Origin of the sequence: Saccharothrix ecbatanensis (assembly GCF_014205015.1) — a bacterium.
Taxonomy (GTDB): Bacteria; Actinomycetota; Actinomycetes; order Mycobacteriales; family Pseudonocardiaceae; genus Actinosynnema; species Actinosynnema ecbatanense.
In genome coordinates this window covers 5,764,729-5,782,617 of sequence record NZ_JACHMO010000001.1, presented here as the reverse complement: position 1 = coordinate 5,782,617, position 17,889 = coordinate 5,764,729, and the positions used below count along the sequence as shown (strand labels likewise).

The 17,889-nt window shown below is 71.7% G+C and carries 15 protein-coding genes; 11 read left to right on the top strand and 4 right to left on the bottom strand.

The features are described 5' to 3' along the window. The first annotated feature begins 70 nt into the window (after nucleotides 1-70). Nucleotides 71-772: a sigma-70 family RNA polymerase sigma factor gene (locus F4560_RS24340; protein ID WP_184923521.1), complete on the top strand. Its 702-nt coding sequence runs from the start codon at nucleotides 71-73 to the stop codon at nucleotides 770-772. Nucleotides 773-775: 3 nt separating this feature from the next. Here the strand turns inward: F4560_RS24340 and F4560_RS24335 are convergent, their stop codons facing one another. Further along, entirely contained in the window at nucleotides 776-2,107 is a 1,332-nt protein-coding gene (locus F4560_RS24335; protein WP_184923519.1) for a glutamine synthetase family protein, read from the bottom strand. 36 nt (nucleotides 2,108-2,143) lie between these two features. On the opposite strand from F4560_RS24335, the gene F4560_RS24330 reads away from it, so the two are divergent. The 6 genes from F4560_RS24330 to F4560_RS24305 all read left to right on the top strand — a co-directional run bounded on the left by F4560_RS24330 (nucleotide 2,144) and on the right by F4560_RS24305 (nucleotide 7,912). Then, complete coding sequence (locus F4560_RS24330; RefSeq protein ID WP_184923517.1) at nucleotides 2,144-3,244, top strand: amidohydrolase family protein; 1,101 nt, start codon at nucleotides 2,144-2,146, stop codon at nucleotides 3,242-3,244. 38 nt (nucleotides 3,245-3,282) lie between these two features. Then, nucleotides 3,283-4,605, top strand: coding sequence for a DNA polymerase IV (locus F4560_RS24325; protein ID WP_184923515.1), 1,323 nt, complete (start codon nucleotides 3,283-3,285; stop codon nucleotides 4,603-4,605). 243 nt (nucleotides 4,606-4,848) lie between these two features. Beyond that, nucleotides 4,849-5,490, top strand: a complete 642-nt coding sequence (locus F4560_RS24320) for a Crp/Fnr family transcriptional regulator (protein WP_184923513.1) — start codon at nucleotides 4,849-4,851, stop codon at nucleotides 5,488-5,490. 84 nt (nucleotides 5,491-5,574) lie between these two features. Then, nucleotides 5,575-5,832: a hypothetical protein gene (locus tag F4560_RS24315; protein WP_184923511.1), complete on the top strand. Its 258-nt coding sequence runs from the start codon at nucleotides 5,575-5,577 to the stop codon at nucleotides 5,830-5,832. Nucleotides 5,833-6,011: 179 nt separating this feature from the next. Next, complete coding sequence (locus F4560_RS24310) at nucleotides 6,012-7,004, top strand: hypothetical protein (protein ID WP_184923509.1); 993 nt, start codon at nucleotides 6,012-6,014, stop codon at nucleotides 7,002-7,004. A gap of 524 nt (nucleotides 7,005-7,528) precedes the next feature. Then, on the top strand, nucleotides 7,529-7,912 hold the full coding sequence (locus F4560_RS24305; protein WP_033437744.1) for an SCO2097 family morphological protein: 384 nt from the start codon (nucleotides 7,529-7,531) through the stop codon (nucleotides 7,910-7,912). A 465-nt stretch (nucleotides 7,913-8,377) separates the two neighbouring features. On the opposite strand, the gene F4560_RS24300 is transcribed toward F4560_RS24305, so the two are convergent. The 3 genes from F4560_RS24300 to F4560_RS24290 are packed head-to-tail and all read right to left on the bottom strand — an operon-like array spanning nucleotide 8,378 to nucleotide 13,157. Continuing rightward, complete coding sequence (locus F4560_RS24300) at nucleotides 8,378-10,873, bottom strand: transglutaminase TgpA family protein (protein ID WP_184923507.1); 2,496 nt, start codon at nucleotides 10,871-10,873, stop codon at nucleotides 8,378-8,380. Then, the gene (locus F4560_RS24295; RefSeq protein WP_184923505.1) at nucleotides 10,874-12,139 is read right to left on the bottom strand and encodes a DUF58 domain-containing protein; all 1,266 of its coding nucleotides are present in this window, start codon (nucleotides 12,137-12,139) and stop codon (nucleotides 10,874-10,876) included. Nucleotide 12,140: 1 nt separating this feature from the next. Then, nucleotides 12,141-13,157 carry an AAA family ATPase gene (locus F4560_RS24290; RefSeq protein ID WP_312869863.1) on the bottom strand — a complete coding sequence of 339 codons (1,017 nt, stop codon included), beginning with the start codon at nucleotides 13,155-13,157 and terminating at the stop codon, nucleotides 12,141-12,143. A 569-nt stretch (nucleotides 13,158-13,726) separates the two neighbouring features. On the opposite strand from F4560_RS24290, the gene mraZ reads away from it, so the two are divergent. The 4 genes from mraZ to F4560_RS24270 all read left to right on the top strand — a co-directional run bounded on the left by mraZ (nucleotide 13,727) and on the right by F4560_RS24270 (nucleotide 17,879). Continuing rightward, nucleotides 13,727-14,158, top strand: a complete 432-nt coding sequence (mraZ, locus tag F4560_RS24285) for a division/cell wall cluster transcriptional repressor MraZ (protein ID WP_184923501.1) — start codon at nucleotides 13,727-13,729, stop codon at nucleotides 14,156-14,158. Between the two features lie 168 nt (nucleotides 14,159-14,326). Beyond that, entirely contained in the window at nucleotides 14,327-15,274 is a 948-nt protein-coding gene (gene rsmH, locus F4560_RS24280; RefSeq protein ID WP_184923499.1) for a 16S rRNA (cytosine(1402)-N(4))-methyltransferase RsmH, read from the top strand. Further along, nucleotides 15,271-15,990, top strand: coding sequence for a cell division protein FtsL (gene ftsL / locus F4560_RS24275; protein WP_184923497.1), 720 nt, complete (start codon nucleotides 15,271-15,273; stop codon nucleotides 15,988-15,990). Before rsmH ends, ftsL begins: the two co-directional genes overlap by 4 nt. Next, nucleotides 15,990-17,879 (top strand): peptidoglycan D,D-transpeptidase FtsI family protein, encoded by a 1,890-nt coding sequence (locus tag F4560_RS24270; RefSeq protein WP_184923495.1) that lies wholly within the window; start codon nucleotides 15,990-15,992, stop codon nucleotides 17,877-17,879. Before ftsL ends, F4560_RS24270 begins: the two co-directional genes overlap by 1 nt. Nucleotides 17,880-17,889: the final 10 nt, after the last annotated feature.

Genomic DNA, 17,889 nt, shown 5'->3' with positions numbered 1-17,889 from the left:
AGTGGGTGCGACGTCGCGTTGGCATGTGCCCCCAATGGTCGTCCAGCGCGCGGACGCCGAGGAGCTGGCGATGACAACAGTGTTGGGCGGATCCGGGCCGGTCGGGTCCGGATTGGTCGGGTCGGGGTTGGTGGCGGGACTACGAGGTCACGCGGGGAGGGCGGTGGTGTCCGTGCGGTTCGGGAACGCGCGGTCCGCCGCCCCGGCCCGGCGGGAAGAGGGACCGGAGGAGTTCGTCGAAGCGGCGGTCCGGGGCGAGCGGCGGGCGGTCGAGGAGCTGCTGGCCGTGATCCGGCCGGTGATCGTGCGGTACTGCCGGGTTCGGGTCGGCCGCGGTGACCGGTCGTCGGCGTCGGCGGAGGACGTGGCGCAGGAGGTGTGCCTCGCGGTGCTGAAGGCGTTGCCGGGCTACCGCGAGCAGGGTCGGCCGTTCATGGCCTTCGTGTACGGGATCGCGGCGCACAAGGTCGCCGACGCGCACCGTGCGTCCGCGCGCAACCGGGCCGAGTCCGTGCCCGAGCTGCCGGACGGGCCGGGCGCCGAACCGGGTCCCGAGCAGCGGACGCTGCACAGCGAGCTGTCCGACCGGATGGGCCGGCTGCTGGACGTCCTGCCGGACCGGCAGCGCGAGATCCTGGTGCTGCGGGTCGTCCTGGGCATGTCCGCCGAGGAGACCGCCGTCGCCGTCGGCTCCACGCCCGGCGCGGTCCGGGTGGCCCAGCACCGTGCGCTGGCCCGGCTGCGCAAGGCGTTGGACGAAGCTCAGAACTAGTGACTAGTGCCGCCAGCGGGTCCGCGCGGCGATCTCCTCCGGTGAGCAGTCGGCGAACCGGGTGATCTCGCCGCGCCGCACGTCGGCGATGGTCTCGGCGAACTCGACGCCGAACGCCTCGGTCAGCACCTCGTCCGCCTCGAACGCCGCCACCGCGTCCTCCAGGCACGTCGGCAGGCGCTTCGCATCGGCCAGCACCGCCGGGTCCACCCCGACCGGCTCGGGCAGCCGGGCCCGGTCCACGATCCCCGCCAGGCCCGCCGCCATCGTGGCCGCCACCACGAGGTACGGGTTCGCGGACAGGTCGTAGCACTTGACCTCCAGGTCACGGCCCGCGACGAGCCGCAGCGCCGCCTCCCGGTTCTCCAGGCCCCACACCGCGAACGCGCCCGCCCAGTGCTGTGGCACGAGCCGGAGGTAGCTGGCCACGGACGGCGCGCCGATCGCGCACAACGCCGGCGCCCGCTCCAGCACACCCGCCGCGAACGCGTCGGCCTCGTCGGTCAGCCCGAACCAGCCCTCGCCGCCGTCGAACAGGTTCCGGCCGTCGCGCCACAGGCTCATGTGCAGGTGACCGCCGTTGCCGACGCCGTCGGCGACGACCTTCGGCGAGAACGACGCGCGCAGGCCGTGCCGGATGGAGATCGCCCGGATCGTCTCGCGCACCAGCACCGACGTGTCCGCCGCGTGCACCGGGTCCTCGGGCGTCGTGGACAGCTCGAACTGGCCGGGCGCGTACTCGGGGTGGAACTGGAGCACCTCGACGTCCTGCTCTGCCAACGCGGACAGCAGGTCCGCGGCGTAGTCGGACAGCTCCACCTGCCGGGCGTGGCCGTACGCGGGACCGGTGGCGGCGGGCCGGAACTCCTCCGTGTCGCCCTGCCCGACGACCCACTCGACCTCGAAGCCCGCCTGGACCTCGTAGCCGTGCACGGTCAGGCGGTCGGCGACGGCACGCGCCAGGCCCCGTTCGTCCTGCGGGTGCGGCTCGCCCTGCTGGTCGAAGCGGTCGGCCGGGGCCCACGCCCAGCCCGGCTGGCCCGCCAGCACGGTGAGCCGGTCCAGGTCCGGGCGCAGCCGCAGGTCGCCGACCGGGCCGCCCGCGTGCCGCCCGGTGATGATCGTGTCGTCCAGCAGGAACACGTCGAACACGGGTGACGCGCCCACGCCGTCCGCCGCGGCTCTGGGCAGGCCCGCGAGCGGCACCGACTTCACCCTCGTGATGCCGCTGTGGTCCACCCACGTGAGCGCGACCGCGACCACGTCCTGCTCCAGCAGGTCGTCCACAAGTTCGGCGGCAAGCGCACGGCGGTGCTCCCGCTCGGCTGTGTCCATCTGGCGTGGTTACACCAGGTCTCTAGTCTTCAACAAGTGGAACCACTGCTGCCTTGCGTGGCGTCGTTGCGACTCGTGGACCACCACTGCCACGGGGTGCTGCGGGCCGACGTCGACCGGGACGGGTTCGAGTCGATGCTGACCGAGGCGCCCTCGGTGTCGCCGCTCGGAACGTCCCTGTTCGACTCGTCGCTGGGCCTGGCGGTGCGGCGCTGGTGTGCGCCTTTGCTGGATCTGCCGGTGCTGGCGCCGGCCGACGAGTACCTCGCGCGGCGGCTGTCGCTGGGTGCCGCGGAGGTGAACCGGACGTTCCTCGTGGCGTCGGAGATCTCGATGTTCCTGGTGGACGGCGGGCTGTCGCCGGAGCGGTTGGCCGGACCGTCGGTGTTCACCCATTCGAGTGAACTTCCGGTGCTGCGGCTGGAGCGGTTGGCCGAGGAGCTCGTGACGGAAGGCGCGGCCGGTTTCCCGGACCGGGTGCGCTCGGCGCTGGCGTTGTCGTCGGCGGTCGCGACGAAGTCGATCGCGGCCTACCGGGTGGGGCTCGCGCTCGACCCGGAGCGGCCCTCGGACGCCTCGGTCGTCGCCGCGGCCGACCGTTGGCTGGCGTCCGGATCGTCCCGGTGCGCGGACGAGGTGATCACCCGGTTCCTGGTGTGGGAGGCCCTGGAACGCGGGTTCCCGGTGCAGTTCCACGTCGGGTACGGCGACTCGGACCTGTCCCTGCGCGACTGCGACCCGCTGCTGCTGACGGACCTGCTGCGGGCGACCGCCGGGCTCGGCGTGCCGGTGATGCTGCTGCACAACTACCCGTTCCACCGCAACGCCGGCTACCTGGCGCAGGTGTTCCCGCACGTGTTCGTCGACGTCGGCCTGGCCACGCACGCGGTGGCGCACCAGGCGAGCCGGGTGCTGGCCGAGGCGCTGGAGATCGTGCCGTTCGGCAAGTTCCTGTTCTCCACCGACGCGTACGGGTTGGCCGAGCTGTACTACCTGGGCGCGTTGTTCTTCCGCCGTGCGCTGTCCGATTTCCTGTCGCACGGGCTGCGCGCGCATGCTTTCGCCCTGGCGGACGTGGAGCGCGTGGCCAACCTGATCGGGTGGCGGAACGCGCACCGGGCCTACCGGCTGACGTAGAGTGTCGAACGCTTGTTCGGTTCCTGTTGGGGGTGGTCGTGGGCCGTAGCGCGAACCTGCCGCGCGGTCTGGTCGACCGCTTCATCGTGCGCGGCGACACCTGGCCGGACGACACCGGCTGCTCGATGCTGCACGTCGACATGGACGCCTTCTACGCGTCGGTGGAGATCCGCGACCAGCCGGAGTTGGCGGGCAAGCCCGTGGTCGTGGGCGGCACGGCGAACCGGGGCGTGGTGGCGGCGGCGAACTACGTGGCCCGCGAGTTCGGCGTCCGGTCCGCGATGCCGATCGCGCACGCCCGCAGGCTCGCGCCGCACGCGGTGTTCGTGGTGCCGAACTTCGCCCGTTACCAGGAGGTCTCGCGCGGGGTGATGTCGATCTTCCGCGACATCACCCCGCTGGTGGAGCCGTTGAGCCTGGACGAGGCGTTCCTCGACGTGAGCGGTGCTCTGAAGCGGATGCGGTCGAGTCCGGCGCAGATCGCCGGGCTGATCAGGGCGCAGGTGGAGGAGGCGCACGGGATCACGTGCTCGGTGGGCGTGGCGCCGACGAAGTTCCTGGCCAAGCTGGCGTCGGGGATGTGCAAGCCGGACGGCGCCATGGTCGTGCCGCGCACCGAGGTGCTGTCGTTCCTGCACCCGTTGCCGGTGTCGGCGCTGTGGGGTGTGGGGCAGCGGACGGCCGAGCAGCTGGACCGGGTGGGGCTGGAGACGGTCGCCGACGTGGCCGCGACCCCGTTGCCGCGCCTGCGGAAGGTGCTCGGGGTGGCGTTGGCGGAGCACTTGCACGCGTTGGCGCAGGGGCACGACGACCGGCCGGTGGTGCCGTCCACGCGGGAGAAGTCGATCGGGGCGGAGGAGACGTTCGAGGTCGACCACTTCGACCGGGAGTTGCTGCGGCGGGAGCTGCTGCGGCTGGCGGAGCGTTCGACGGCGAGCTTGCGTTCGCGGGGGCTGCGCGGTCGGACGGTGTCGATCAAGGTGCGGTTCGCCGACTTCACCACGATCACGAGGTCGAAGACGTTGCGGGTGGCGACGGACGTGACGCACGAGGTGTACCGGACGGCGTCGACGCTGCTGGACGAGCAGGTGCCGGCGGGGGCGGTGCGGCTGATCGGGGTGCGGATCGAGCAGTTGGTGGAGGGCGACGGCGGCGAGCAGCTGATGTTCGACGCGCCGGAGCGCGGGTGGCGTGAGGCGGAGCAGGCGGCCGACCAGGCGCGGTCGAAGTTCGGCAAGGCCGCGATCCGCCCGGCTTCCCTGCTGGCCCAGGCACCGGCCCGTTCAGGCCTCAACGAACCAAAACCCGACCGCCCCACCCCCGACCGCTCGAACCCGGGTGGCTCGGATCCCGACCGCTAGAACCCCGCCGCCCACCCCCGACCGCTCGGATCCCGCCCGCTCGGACCCCAGGGTCGGCTCCCGACCGCTCAGATCCCGACTCCGACACCTGAGCCGGAATCCCGGCGCCCGAGCCCGCAGCGGTTCGAATCCCGCCCACTGCGGCTTGATCGGGTTCGGGGGTCCGACGCCGGTCAGCGCCGTTCGGGTGGTCGCCGGCCTGATCCACACCGCGCGGGTCGATCACCCGGCACAGTGGGGACCGTGGATCGGTTCTGGGGCCTGCTCACCCCGGCCGAGCATGACGTGCTCGGCGTGACGGGTGTCGAGCGCGACTACCCGCCCGGCTCGGTGGTCTGCCACGAAGGCGAGGTCACCGGGCACGTGCTGGTCGTCCGCCGAGGCCTGCTCCGGGTGACCGCGACCACCGCGAACGGCAGCGAGAAAGTGCTCGCGGTGCGTGGTCCGGGCGATCTCGTGGGTGAGCGTTCGGCGGTCGACGGCCTGCCCCGCTCGGCGACCGTGCGGGCTCTGGGCGTGGTCCGGGCGTTGGTGCTGTCCGCCGCGTCGTTCGCCACGCTCTGCCAGCGGAACCCGGGCATCGCGTGGGCCGTGCTGATCGTCGTCATGGCCCGGCAGCGCGACACCGACCGGCAGCGGGTGCAGATCAGCGGCACCGCCACCCAACGCGTCGCCGCCGTCCTGATCGACATGGCGCTGCGGCGCGGGATCGCCGACCAGGGCGTCATCGCGCTGAGCCAGGAAGAGCTGGCCGGGATCGCCGGGACGTCCCGGGAATCCCTCGTGCGGGTGCTGCGCACGCTGCGCGAAGAGGGCATCATCAGCACCGGGCGGCGGAAGATCGACATCCATCACGTGGGCCGTCTCTACGACTTCACCAACTGATTTCCCCTTGTGCGTCATCTGACGCGGAACTCGACTGCCACACCTCGTACAAATGTGACATCAGTCGAGATCAGAGGGGGAGTCATGAACCACAACGAGGAGCCGGCCAAGTCCCGCCGCCAGTTCACCGAACGCCTCGCCTGCACGCTCGTCTTCACCGCCGTCCAGCTCTGGGCCGCCGTCGTGATCGTCTTCAAGGCCGACGTCGACGGTGTCGTCGGGCTTGCCATCGCGCTGGTGCTTTCCGGCGGCCTGATCGCCGTGCACGACGCCTGGCGTGACGTCCGCTCCGTCCGGCGCGAGCTGGACGTCGAGATCCGCGAAGACCTCGTGCGCCTCTAAGACCAAGCGGCGGCCAACGAGGGGTGGCTGCCGTTTTCCGAGGCCTTCCGCAGACGGTCGGGTCTGCGGAAGGCCTCCTTTTCGTCCTGCCCGACGGAAGTTGTCCACAGCCCCGCGAGTTGTCCACAGTTCGCGATCTCCGCATCGACGTTCCCAGCCCGACCGCCGATCGTGGACACATGCGAACCACGAACCGCACCACCATCGACGTCGACGCCCTGGGCGGCCTCTTCCCGGGCCGCGTCGCCACCGCCTCGGAACTGCTGGGCCTCGGCCTGCCGACCGGGGAGCTGGGTGTCCGCTGCCGGCCACGAGGCCCGTGGCAGCACCTCCTACCCGGGATCCTGCTCCTGGCCCGAACGCCGCCGACCCGTGCGCAGCTGGTGCGGGCGGCCCTCCGGTACGGCGGCCCTCGCACGTTGCTCACAGGTGTGGACGCGCTCCAACTGCACGGCATGAGGGCGTTGCCGGCCACCGGACCGGTGCAGATCCTGGTCGACCGCCCGGTCGAGCCGACGGACAAGGTCCGCGTCACGCGCGTCCGCCGGTTACCGGAGCCGGTCCTGCGCAAGGGCTTCCTGACGGCCCCGCTCGGCAGGGCCGCGGTCGACGCGGCCGGCGCCCTGTGCGTGCGTGACGACATCCGGATCGTGCTGACCGAGGTGGTCCGCCACGGCGGCGTCCCGTTGGCCGATCTCAGACCGTGGCTGTCCCGTGGTTCGGACCAGGTCCGGCAGGTCCTGGCCGAACTGGCGGACGGCGTCCGCTCGGTGCCGCAAGCCTGGGCGAGGGCCGTGCTGGACGACTTGGCGCTGCCGAGCCCGCGCTGGAACGTCCCGGTGCGTACCGCCGAGGGCCGCCCGCTGGGTATCGCCGACGCCTGGTGGGACGACCTCGCCCTGGCGTGGCAGTTCAGCACGCCGACATCCCGTGGGGATCTCCTCGCGGCGGCGGGCGTGATCGTCCTCCACACACCGCCCGCCCGACTGCGCCAAGTCCCGGCGGCCGTGGCGCAGGACGTGCTCCGTGCCGCCACGCGGGCGGGGCAGCGCCCCAGACCGACGATCAAGGCCGGCAAGGACCGCGCCATCGTCGGCGCGGATGTCGGCGCGGATGTCGGCGGGGATGTCGACGCCGGCAGAGGAAAGGAGTCGAGCACGATCCACCAGTGACGCTCCGCACACGATGCGGGCCGGTTCCGCAACCGGAGGCGCCGGGCGGGCTTCGTGGTCCCGAAGTCGGCCGCCTGAGGAGGGGGTGCGGGTTAGCCCGGAGGGGGCGAGGTTTGTGATCTCCGTCTCGAGCACCGGCCGGGATTGCGACGATCCGGTCCGTGTGACGGTCGGGTAGGCCGGAAATCGGGCGGTTTGGGTCCGATTCGAGCGTTGACGAACCCCTCCAGACCGCAGTCCGGCGGTCCCAGCCCGCAGTTCCACCTCGCAACGGAGTGAACAACTGATCACGCTGAGCACTTGACAGCCGGAGAAGAGGCGACTTGCGCGACCTCACGGTGGTCTGACCGTTGACCCGTGAGGATGATGGTGACAGAACGAACCGCTTAGGGGCACGGACTGGGTAGTCGGGGAGCCTCCCGAATCGTATCCTGGTTGTGACGCCCCCAGGGCGGGGCGTCCGCCGGGACCGGCGGCAACCGTGAACACCCGGCGCCCGCGACCGCTGTGCCGGAGGAGGAGCCATGCCACTCTCCGAGCACGAGCAGCGACTGCTCGACCAGATCGAGCGCGCGCTCTACGCCGAGGACCCGAAGTTCGCATCCACTGTGCGCGGCGCCAAGCTGCGTAAGCCGTCCCGACGGCGTCGTATCCAGGGCATCGCGTTGTTCGCCGTGGGTGTGGCACTGCTCGTTACGGGTGTGATGTTGCCGAAGCTCGCTGGTATCCCGGTGGTGAGCGTGGTCGGCTTCCTGTTGATGTTCTTCGGCGTGCTGCTCACCGTGACGACATTGCGTCGTGGTGACCAGGGTGCCGAGGAACCCAGCGAAGAGGGAAGCCGGCCCAGCCGCAGCTCGTTCTCTCAGAAGATGGAAGAACGTTTCCGTCGCCGTTTCGAGGACGAGTAGTCCGCGCGACAGCCCAACCGAACAACGCACACGGCCCGCCCCGCAACCACCGGGGCGGGCCGTGCGTTTCTGTCCAGGAGCCGATGGGGCCGAGGCTTGCGGGCCAGTCGTGCGGGTCTAGCAGTGCGGGGCCGGTCGTGCGGGGCGGGTCGTGTGGGGCCGCTCGCGCGGGTCTAGCAGCGCGGGGCTGGTCGTGCGGGACAGGTTGAGCGGGCCGGTTGCGTGAGGCGGTTGCGTGCGCCGGTCGTGCGGGGCTGGTTCTGGTTGTGCCTGGCCGGTTGAGCGGGCCAGTTGTGCGGCAGCAAGGGTCGGCTCAGTCCTGCGGTCCAGTGCCCCCCGGCGTGCTGGCGTGGCCAGGCCCGGCGTGCCCGGTAGTGCGGGCCCACTCCTGAGTCCGCACTACCGCACTACCGCACTACCGCACTACCGCACCATCACCGCACTACCCGGCGTAGACCGGGGCGCTCAATCCTGCTGGTCGGTATCGGCCGGAGGCTTCGGCTGGAGCACCGACCGGGGCAGGAACTTCGCCTTCAACGCCAGCGGCGCGTTTCGGTTCAGGCTCTGCCGCACGCTGTCCACCGCACCGGGCAGCGACGGATCCGCCGCCGCCTGAGCGCTGTACCACGACCGCTCCACCGCGCCCACGACCGCACGCAGCCCGTTCCGACCCTGCTCATCCAGGTTGTGCACCCGCACCAACCGCCGCGCGGCCACCCGCACGGTCTCGGTCACCGGCACCCGGGTACCCCGGTCCACCGACTCCGCGATCAGCTCCTGCCACGCCGCGCCCGCCGCGTCCGGCCCCAACCCGGCCACCGCCCGCAACCGCTCCCGCCGCCGCCACACGCGCACGGTCGCCGGCGCGGCTGCCGCCGCCAACAGCACCAGCACCACGGCCAACGGCCACGACACCAACGCCACCACCAGCCCCGACACCAGCACCCAGGCCACCACGGCCGTCACCAACGCCGCGCGCCGCACCCACGGCGCCTGCCTCAGCCACACCGCCTGCCCCGGCAACACCTGCCGATCCGGCCGGTCGGGTCGTGCCGGACCGGCCCGCGACGACCCGCCGAACAGCACCGGCGCCGTCACCAGCAGCGCAATCACGAACGCCACGATCAACGTCGCCAGGTGCCACGTCGGCGTCGGCTCGTCTGCCTGGCCCGTCCCGTCTTCGTTCTGCGCACCCGGCACGGCCGAAGCGGAGTTGCTGGTACCCGGCGCCACCGTCGTGGTCGTGGTCGTCGTCGCACCCGCGGTGGAGCCGTCTTCCTCGTCGTCGGGGCTCAGGCCGGAGATGTACGGCGGCGTGACGCCCCGCCCGTCGGACAGCGGCGTCGGGTCGAAGACCATCCAGCCGTAGCCGGGGAAGTAGATCTCCACCCACGCGTGCGCGTCCTGCGAGGTGATCGTCTGGTAGTCGCCGACGGGGAACCCGGCGGTGAAGCCCAGCGCCACCCGCGACGCCATGCCGACCGACCGCGCCATGATCGCCATGGCCGACGCGTACTGCTCGCAGAACCCCTTCTTGCCCGTGAGCACGAAGTCCGCCAACGCGTCCGAGGACGTGTTCGTGTCCGACGTCTGCGTCGTGTACGTGAAGCCCTGCGTGCCGTCGGTGAAGTACCGGTACAACGCGGTCGCCTGGTCGAACTGGTTGTCGTGCCCGGAGACGATCTGCTGCGCCAGGTCCGCCACCCGGCTCTCGACGCCCGGCGCCTCCAGGTACTCGTCGTCGACGTCCACCTGGCCGCTCGTCCGCCGCAGCGTGTCGGCCGACGGCGTCTCCAGCACCGTCTCCAGCGTGTACTCGCCGGACTTGCGCGCCCGGACGCTGTAGACCATGCCGCGCACCGGGTCGTACCGCCAGTTGTCGTCGACCTCCTGGATGCCGCGCGGCCGGCCGTAGACCGGCAGCCAGTTGTCCACCCAGTTCACCGGCTCGATCTTGACGTTGACGACCTCGCCGTCACCCTGGTCGCCGGGCTGTCCGGGCAGCGGACCATCGCTCGCGGGCACGCCCTCCGGCATGTTCCCGCCGAGCTGCCAGCCCTTGTCCGGCACGTACTGGCGCAGCGTCATCGCCCGCAGGTACGCCGAGGTCGGCAGGTCGCGGACCCGGAACAGCTCCCGCGGCGCGCCCTGGTTGAGCATGCCGCGAAGCTCGGTCATCGGGTCGATGCCCAGACCGCCGGAGCCGCCGCCGATCTGGTCGCCGGTGCCGGGCAGCCGCCCGACCGTGCCGACGAACGCCATGCTCGACCCCGCGACCAGCGCGATCACCGCGGCCAGCCCTGCCACCGCGGACGCCGCCGGACCCGCTCCGCTCTGCCCACTGCCGGGCAGCTTCCCTCGCCACGCCTCGTGCTTGTGCTGTCCGTCCACGGCCAGCAGCAGCGCGAACGCCCCCACACCGACCACGAACGTCCACGCCGGCAGCATCTCGTCGGCCAGCGACGCCGGCACCGCGAACACGCACAGCAGCACCAGCCCTGACGCGGCGGGCGCCTTGAGGCCGACCGCCAGGGTGTCCACCAGGATCGCGACCAGCCCGATCGCCACCATCACCAGGCAGCGCATGGCCTCGCTGTCCGGCACCGGCGGCACACCGGTCTGCACCTCGACCATCGCCTCGCCGAGCTTCGCCACCAGGTCCGTCAGCGACTGCGGCCCCGGCAGCACGACCAGCACACCGCTGCGGGTGAAGATCGTCACCAGCACGGACGTCAGCGCCAGCAGCTGACCGAGCCCCACCACCGGCGCGGGCAACCGGGTCGAGCGCAGCAGCACGCCCGCCCCGCCGATCACGGTGATCGCCACGGCCAGGTACACCAGCCACAGCCCGCCGGAGATCACGCCCGACAGCGCCGTGGCCGCGCACAGCGTGGCCAGACCGGCCACCGCCGGCGTCACGCTCACCACCCTGTCCTGCGGAGCAGCCGTTCTGCCGGTCACCTAGCCCACCTCCGTGCGCACCACGGGCCCGCGGTTGCCCGCGCTGTGGCACAGCTGCTGCCAGACCTGGTCCATCGGCGTCGTCGGCCGCGCCACGACCACGCCCCACCCCGCGCCGCTCAACAACCGCTCGGCGTCGGCCGGGTCGGGCGCCGGGTCCTCCGACGCGGACGCCCACGCCCGGACGTCCATCACCACCGCGAGACTCCGCATACCGCGCGGCCGGTTGCGCACCAGCGCGTCCACCACCGCGGGCGTGCTGCCGCCGAGGATCGCGACGACCTCCTGGCCCGCGCCGGGATCGATACCGGCGGCCGGCTCACGGCGGTGCGACGGCGGCAACGCGGCCAGCGCGTCCAGCACCACCGAGTCGCTGTACCCGCTGTCGCCCTGCCCGCCCGCCAACACCCGTCCGTCGTCGCCGACCAACCGCACCCGGTGGCCGTACTTGTGCAGGTGCAGGCAGATCGACCCGGCCAGCGACACCGCCCACTCCAGGCTCGCGCCGGGACCGCTGCCCCGGTGCGCGACCAGCCGGTGGTCCAGGAGCACGGTCGTCCCGCCGCGCCACGGCCGTTCCTCGACGCGCACCATCAGGTCGTCCCGCCGCGCGGTCGAGCGCCAGTGCACCTTCCGCAGGTCGTCGCCGTGCCGGTACGGGCGCACCACCGCGTCGTCCTCACCCTGCCCGGCACGCAGCCGGATCGAGCCGTCGTCACCCGAGCCCATGCCCGAACCGCTCGGCAGACCGGTCAGCTGCACGACCCGCGGCACCACGACCAGCCGGCTGCGGCCCGCCATCTCGCGGTCGAACTCGGCCAGGCCGAACGGATCCGTGATCCGGGCCATCAGCGGACCGACCTGCTGCACGCCCCGCATCACCGGCTTGAGCGGGTACCGCAGCACGGTCACGATGTTGCGCGGCAGCCGTTCCACCACGAACCGCGGGCGTGCGCCCAGCGCGTACGGCACCGCGTCCTCCAGCAGCAGCCCACCGGTCGGCAGCCGGCCGGCGCTGCGCAGCTCCACGCGCACGTCCGTGGCCGAACCGACCTGGACCCGGTTCGGGTGCATCATGCGGTTCGCGTGCAGGCCGATCCGGGCCCGCTGCGCCAACCACGCCGCCAGCAGCGGCAAGGCGACCACGAACGCCGACACGCGCAGGAGGTCGCGCTCGTTCAGCACGATCGCGCACAAACCGGCCGCGAACCCCGCGGCCAACAGGCACCGACCCCGGGTGGTCAGCCCGGACAGGGCTCCGCGCATGTCAGCGGTGGTTGTTCGGGTTGACGTTGTGCAGGAACTGCGCGGTCGGGTCGAGCGCCGCGTGCGGCACCGGCACCCGCTGGAGCAGGTTGCGCACCAGGTCGGTGGCCGACCGGCGGGCGGCCTGCGCCTCCGCGGTCAGCACGAGGCGGTGCGCGAGCACCGGCACGGCAACCGCGTGGACGTCGTCCGGCACCACGAAGTCACGACCGGCCAACGCGGCCTGCGCCCTGGCCGCCCGCACCAGGTGCAGCGTGGCGCGCGGCGACGCGCCCAGCCGCAGCTCCGGCAGCCGACGGGTGGCGCCGACGAGCTCCACCGCGTACCGGCGGATCTCCGGCGACAGGTGCACCCGGCGGACCACGTGCACCAGCTTCAGCACCATCTCCGCGTCGGACACCGGGCGCAGGTCGGCCATCGGGTCGTGGCCCGCGTGCTCGTCCACCATCGCCAGCTCGGCCGCCGGGTCCGGGTAGCCGATGGAGACCCGCGACGTGAACCGGTCGCGCTGGGCCTCGGGCAGGGCGTAGGTGCCCTCCATCTCGATCGGGTTCTGGGTGGCGATCACCATGAACGGCGCGCCGAGCGGGTAGGTCTGCCCGTCGACGGTCACCTGGTGCTCTTCCATGCACTCCAGCAGCGCCGACTGCGTCTTCGGCGAGGCGCGGTTGATCTCGTCGCCCACCACGATGTTCGCGAACACCGGGCCGGGGCGGAACTCGAAGTCGTTGTCCTGCCGGTTGTAGATCGACACACCGGTGATGTCGCTGGGCAGTAGGTCGGGGGTGAACTGGATGCGGCTCACCGTGCAGTCGATCGACCGGGCCAACGCCTTCGCCAGCGAGGTCTTGCCGACGCCCGGCACGTCCTCGACCAGGAGGTGGCCTTCGGCCAGCAATGTGACGAGCGCGACCCGCACCACGTCCGGCTTGCCGACGATGACCTTTTCGACGTTCGCGGCGATCCGCCCGACCACGGCGTGGAGCTCGGCGAGCGCTTCGTCGGGCCTGCCCGGCACGGTGCTGTTGGTGACAGCGTTGACATGCTGGTTGTTGTGCACCTGTTCGGCCGCGGGCGCGCCTCCGTAGGAGTGTTCTGGCAGCGCGGCTGGCTGTGTACTCGGAGTCACTCGACCTCCTGGAGCGGGGCGCGGCCCTACCGCGACCGGTTCGCGGTGGCGGTGAGCGTTTCACGCAGTGTGTCAAACCAGGGCAAAGCGCCCCACAAGCATTGAACAGTTCGGTGCTCACGGGTTCCACGGCCCGTGGGCCCGGCCGGTTCACCCCACTTCACCACCATTCCCCACCATCGTGTCGCCTGAACCGGTTTTGCCCGATTTCGCTGCGCCATCCGAGTGGAGTTCAGCCGTGATCGGCTCACCCGCGGCGGTGGTCACGGCCGTCGTCCCCCACCACGCTCCACGTCGGCCATCTTCGCTCTACCTGCGTAAACGCTTCACGCCTCGGCGTGCAACCACCCGTTTCAGCGTTGACTGTGGTGAAAAGTGGGGTACTGTGGCGGCCGGTGGGGCAGACGGGGGCTCCACTGCCGGTCGGAAGTCCGTTCCGGCATCGGGAGGTGGTTGCCGTGTTCCTGGGCACTCACTACCCGAGGCTGGACGACAAGGGCCGACTGACGCTGCCTGCGAAGTTCCGGGACGCGCTAGCGGGGGGTCTCATGGTCACCAAGGGCCAGGACCACTGCCTCTACGTGTTCCCTCGGGCCGAGTTCGAGCAGATGGCGCGCAAGGTCGCGGACGCACCTTTCACGAATGAGGCGGTCCGCGCCTACCAGCGCTATTTGTTCGCGGGGACCGACGAGCAGCGGCCGGACGGCCAGGGCCGGGTGTCCATCGCACCGGAGCTGCGCCGCTACGCGGGGCTGACCAAGGAGTGCGTGGTCATCGGCGCGATCAACCGGCTGGAGATCTGGGACGCGCAGGCGTGGCAGACCTACCTCGACGAGCACGAGGACAGCTACGCGACCGCCCGCGAGGAGGTGCTGCCCGGCGTGTTCTAGACCGGCTTGACCGGCCGTTGTTTCGAGGTTTCGGGTGCCGTGAGGCCTCGGTCCGCTCGGCTTTCGGCCCTGGCGCACCTTCCCCGGCGCCAGGTCTGACGGGCGGGCGGGGACCTGACGACACCCGAACTTTTTGTCTTGTGAGGGGGGACCATCCAGGGAGGGGACATGGTGGAGCCAGCGCGGCACGTGCCGGTGCTGCTCGGCCGCGTCCTCGATCTGCTGGCCCCCGCGTTGGCCGATCGGGACGCCGTGTTCGTGGACTGCACGCTCGGTCTGGGCGGGCACTCCGAGGCTGTTCTCCAAGCGCACCCGCGGGTGCGCCTGATCGGGCTGGACCGTGATCCGCAGGCGATCGAGCTGTCGCGGCGACGGCTGGCCCCGTTCGGTGATCGCGTGGAGTTCGTGCAGACCACCTACGACGGGATCGCGGACGCGGTCGGCGGCGCGAAGGTCGACGGGATCCTGATGGACCTCGGCGTGTCCTCGCTCCAGCTGGACGCCGAGGAGCGCGGGTTCGCGTACTCCAAGGACTCGCCGCTGGACATGCGGATGAGCGCGGGCACCGGGATGACGGCGGCCGACGTGCTGAACACGTACCCGGTCAACGAGTTGACCAGGATCCTGCGCGACTACGGCGAGGAGCGGTTCGCCCGCAAGATCGCCGGCGCGGTGGTGCGGGAACGCGAGCGCGAGCCGTTCACGACCAGCGGTCGGCTGGTTGAGCTGCTGTACGACGTGGTGCCGGCGGCGACCAGGCGGACGGGCGGGCACCCGGCGAAGCGGACGTTCCAGGCGTTGCGCATCGAGGTGAACGAAGAGCTGGAGTCGCTGCGACAGGCGCTGCCCGCCGCGTTGTCGGTGCTGGCCGTGGGCGGGCGGATCGTCGTGGAGGCCTACCAGTCGCTGGAGGACCGGATGGTCAAGCGGGCGTTCACCGCGTTGGCCACGTCCACGTCGCCGCAGGACCTGCCGGTCGAGTTGCCCGGCCACGGACCGCAGCTGCGGTTGGTGACCAGGGGCGCCGAGCAGGCGAACGAGCAGGAGATCGCGGACAACCCCAGGGCCGCCTCGGTGAGGCTGAGGGCGGCGGAACGCATCCGGGAGGCGACATGACCGCACCGGCACGGGCCGGCGGCGGTGTGCCGTCCCCGGCCCGGACTGCCAAGCCCCGTGAGCGCGCGCTGAAGGCCGTGCCGGCGGAACGTCGCCGGTCGCCGGCGGCGGAGCGCGCCTACGCGCGGCGGGCGCAGCGCAGTTCGGCGGCACGCGGTCCGGCGGTGACCCGTCAGCCCGTGGTGGCGCCCAAGGCGCCGTTCGTGGTGATGGTGATGGTCGTGCTCGGCGTGGGCATCACGGCGATCATGTGGCTGTCCACCCAGGCGACGGCGGACTCGTACCGGTTGCAGGACGCGCGGGCCGAGGAGACCCGGCTCGCCCGGCAGGTCGAGCAGCTGCGGCAGGAGGTCGCGCTGGCCGAGTCGCCGCTGAACCTGGCCGAGGCCGCGGCGAAGCTGGGGATGCTCCCGGCGGGCGACCCGGCAAGGTTGCGGAAGCTGCCGGACGGGACGGTCGAGGTGTACGGCAAGCCGTCCGCGGTCGAGCCGCCACCGCCGCCCGCGTCCGCCGCGCCTCCGGTCGAGGCGCCGGCCCAGAACCAGCCGGCGCAGAACCAGCCAGGCAACCAACAGCAGACGCCACCCGACCAGGCGGCCTCACCGCCCGCGGGCCAAGCCGTCTCACCGCCCGAGGGCCAGGCCACCCAGCCGCCGGCCGGGTCGGAGCAGGCCGGGCCGAATCCCGCGGGACAGCCGGTACCAGGAGGTCAGTGATGCCGGGGCCCAGCCGGGGCAGGCCCGTGCGACGCCCGTTGTCCGTCCGGGGGCCCGCCCCCAAACGACGGCGCGGCAACAGCCGGGTCCGCCTCACGGTCGGCCGGCTGCTGCTGGTGGGCGCGCTGGTCGCCGCGGGCATCAAGCTCGTGCACGTCCAGGGCTTCCAGGCGGAGGCGCTGTCCGCGCGAGCCGAGCGGCAGCGCGCCACGCCCATCGACATCCCGGCCGCGCGCGGCTCGATCCTCGACCGCAACGGCAAGCAGCTGGCGTTCAGCGTCGAGGCGCGGGCGCTCTACGCCGTGCCCCAGCTGATGCGCCAGACGTGGGCCGAGGAGCTGGAGGCCAAGCCGGAGATCGGCAGCTTCGAGGACCGGGTCGCGGCCATCGCGGGGTTCATCGAGCAGACGCTCGGCCGCGAGGTCAACGGGCAGAAGACCGACCGGGACACCATCCTCGCCAAGCTGTCCAAGGACACCACGTACATCGAGCTGGTCGACAACGTCGATCCGGGCAAGGCCGCCGTCATCACGGAGAAGTACGCCGACATCGGGTCCGAGTACCGGGCCGTGCGGGTCTACCCGAACGGCGAGCTGGCCTCGAACATCGTCGGCGCGGCGAACTGGCGCCGGGACAAGGAGCCGCCCGCTACGCACGGCCTGCTGGGGTTGGAGAACGCGCAGGACAACCTGCTCGCCGGCAGCAACGGGCGCCGGGTCGTGGACACCATGCAGGGCAACAACGTCGTCATCCCGGGGCCGGGGCGATCGCGTGAACTGGCCGCCGCCACACCCGGTAAGAGCCTCGAACTGACGTTGGACGTGGACACGCAGTACGCGTTGCAGCGCATGGTGAAGGACTACACGGCCAAGAGCGCGGCACGCAGCGGGTCCGCGGTGGTGCTCGACCGCCGGACCGGCGAGATCCTGGCGATGGCCAACGACAAGACGTTCGACCCGTACGACTTCGGCAAGGCCTCCGAGGACCAGTTGCGGAACATCGCCGTCACGTCGGTGTTCGAGCCGGGTTCGGTGAACAAGATCGTGACCGCCGCGACGGCCATCGAGGACGGCGTGTTCCAGCCGGACAGCGTGCTCCAGGTGGACGACAGCATCAAGGTCGCCGACCGGGTGGTCGGGGACGCCTGGCCGCACGGTCGGCTGGACATGACGTTCACCGGCGTGTTCGCGAAGTCCTCCAACGTCGGCACGCTGATGGCGGCGCAGGAGATCGGGCGGGACCGGTACTACGACATGCTGCGGAAGTTCGGGCTGGGCGAGCGGACGCAGTCCGGCCTGCCCGGTGAGGAACCGGGGTTCGTGCCGCCGCTCAACCAGTGGTCCGGGTCGACGTTCGGCAACCTGCCGATCGGGCAGGGCCTGAACATGACGCTGCTCCAGATGACCGGGATGTACCAGGCGATCGCGAACGACGGCGTGCGCATCCCGCCGCGGATCGTGCGGGCCGAGGTGTCGGCCGATGGCAGTCGCAAGGAGATGGGGCCGCCGCAGAGCGAGCGGGTCGTGTCCCCGCAGACGGCGAAGACGGTGCGGGAGATGTTCCGGGCGGTGGTGCAGAACGCGCCGGGGCAGACCGGCACCGGGCCGTCGGCGGCACTGCCCGGCTACCAGATCAGCGGGAAGACGGGGACGGCGCAGCAGATCGACGCCAAGTGCGGCTGCTACAGCAACTCCCAGCACTGGATCACGTTCGCCGGCATCCTGCCCGCCGACAACCCCAGGTTCGTCGTCGGCATCATGCTGGACAACCCGACCGTCGGCCCCCAGTCCGCCGCGCCGCTGTTCCACGACATCGCGTCGTACCTGTCGCAGCGCTACCAGGTGCCGTTGTCCGCCGAGCAGAGCCCGATCGTGCCGCTGGTGCTGTGAGCCGGTAGGT

Coding starts and splice junctions, on each gene's coding strand:
- F4560_RS24295 (WP_184923505.1), bottom strand. CDS start 12,139: ATGCGCGGAGCCCTGTCCGGGCTGACCACCCGGGGTCGGTGCCTGTTG.
- F4560_RS24270 (WP_184923495.1), top strand. CDS start 15,990: ATGCCGGGGCCCAGCCGGGGCAGGCCCGTGCGACGCCCGTTGTCCGTC.
- F4560_RS24335 (WP_184923519.1), bottom strand. CDS start 2,107: ATGGACACAGCCGAGCGGGAGCACCGCCGTGCGCTTGCCGCCGAACTT.
- ftsL (WP_184923497.1), top strand. CDS start 15,271: ATGACCGCACCGGCACGGGCCGGCGGCGGTGTGCCGTCCCCGGCCCGG.
- F4560_RS24315 (WP_184923511.1), top strand. CDS start 5,575: ATGAACCACAACGAGGAGCCGGCCAAGTCCCGCCGCCAGTTCACCGAA.
- rsmH (WP_184923499.1), top strand. CDS start 14,327: ATGGTGGAGCCAGCGCGGCACGTGCCGGTGCTGCTCGGCCGCGTCCTC.
- F4560_RS24340 (WP_184923521.1), top strand. CDS start 71: ATGACAACAGTGTTGGGCGGATCCGGGCCGGTCGGGTCCGGATTGGTC.
- F4560_RS24305 (WP_033437744.1), top strand. CDS start 7,529: ATGCCACTCTCCGAGCACGAGCAGCGACTGCTCGACCAGATCGAGCGC.
- F4560_RS24310 (WP_184923509.1), top strand. CDS start 6,012: ATGCGAACCACGAACCGCACCACCATCGACGTCGACGCCCTGGGCGGC.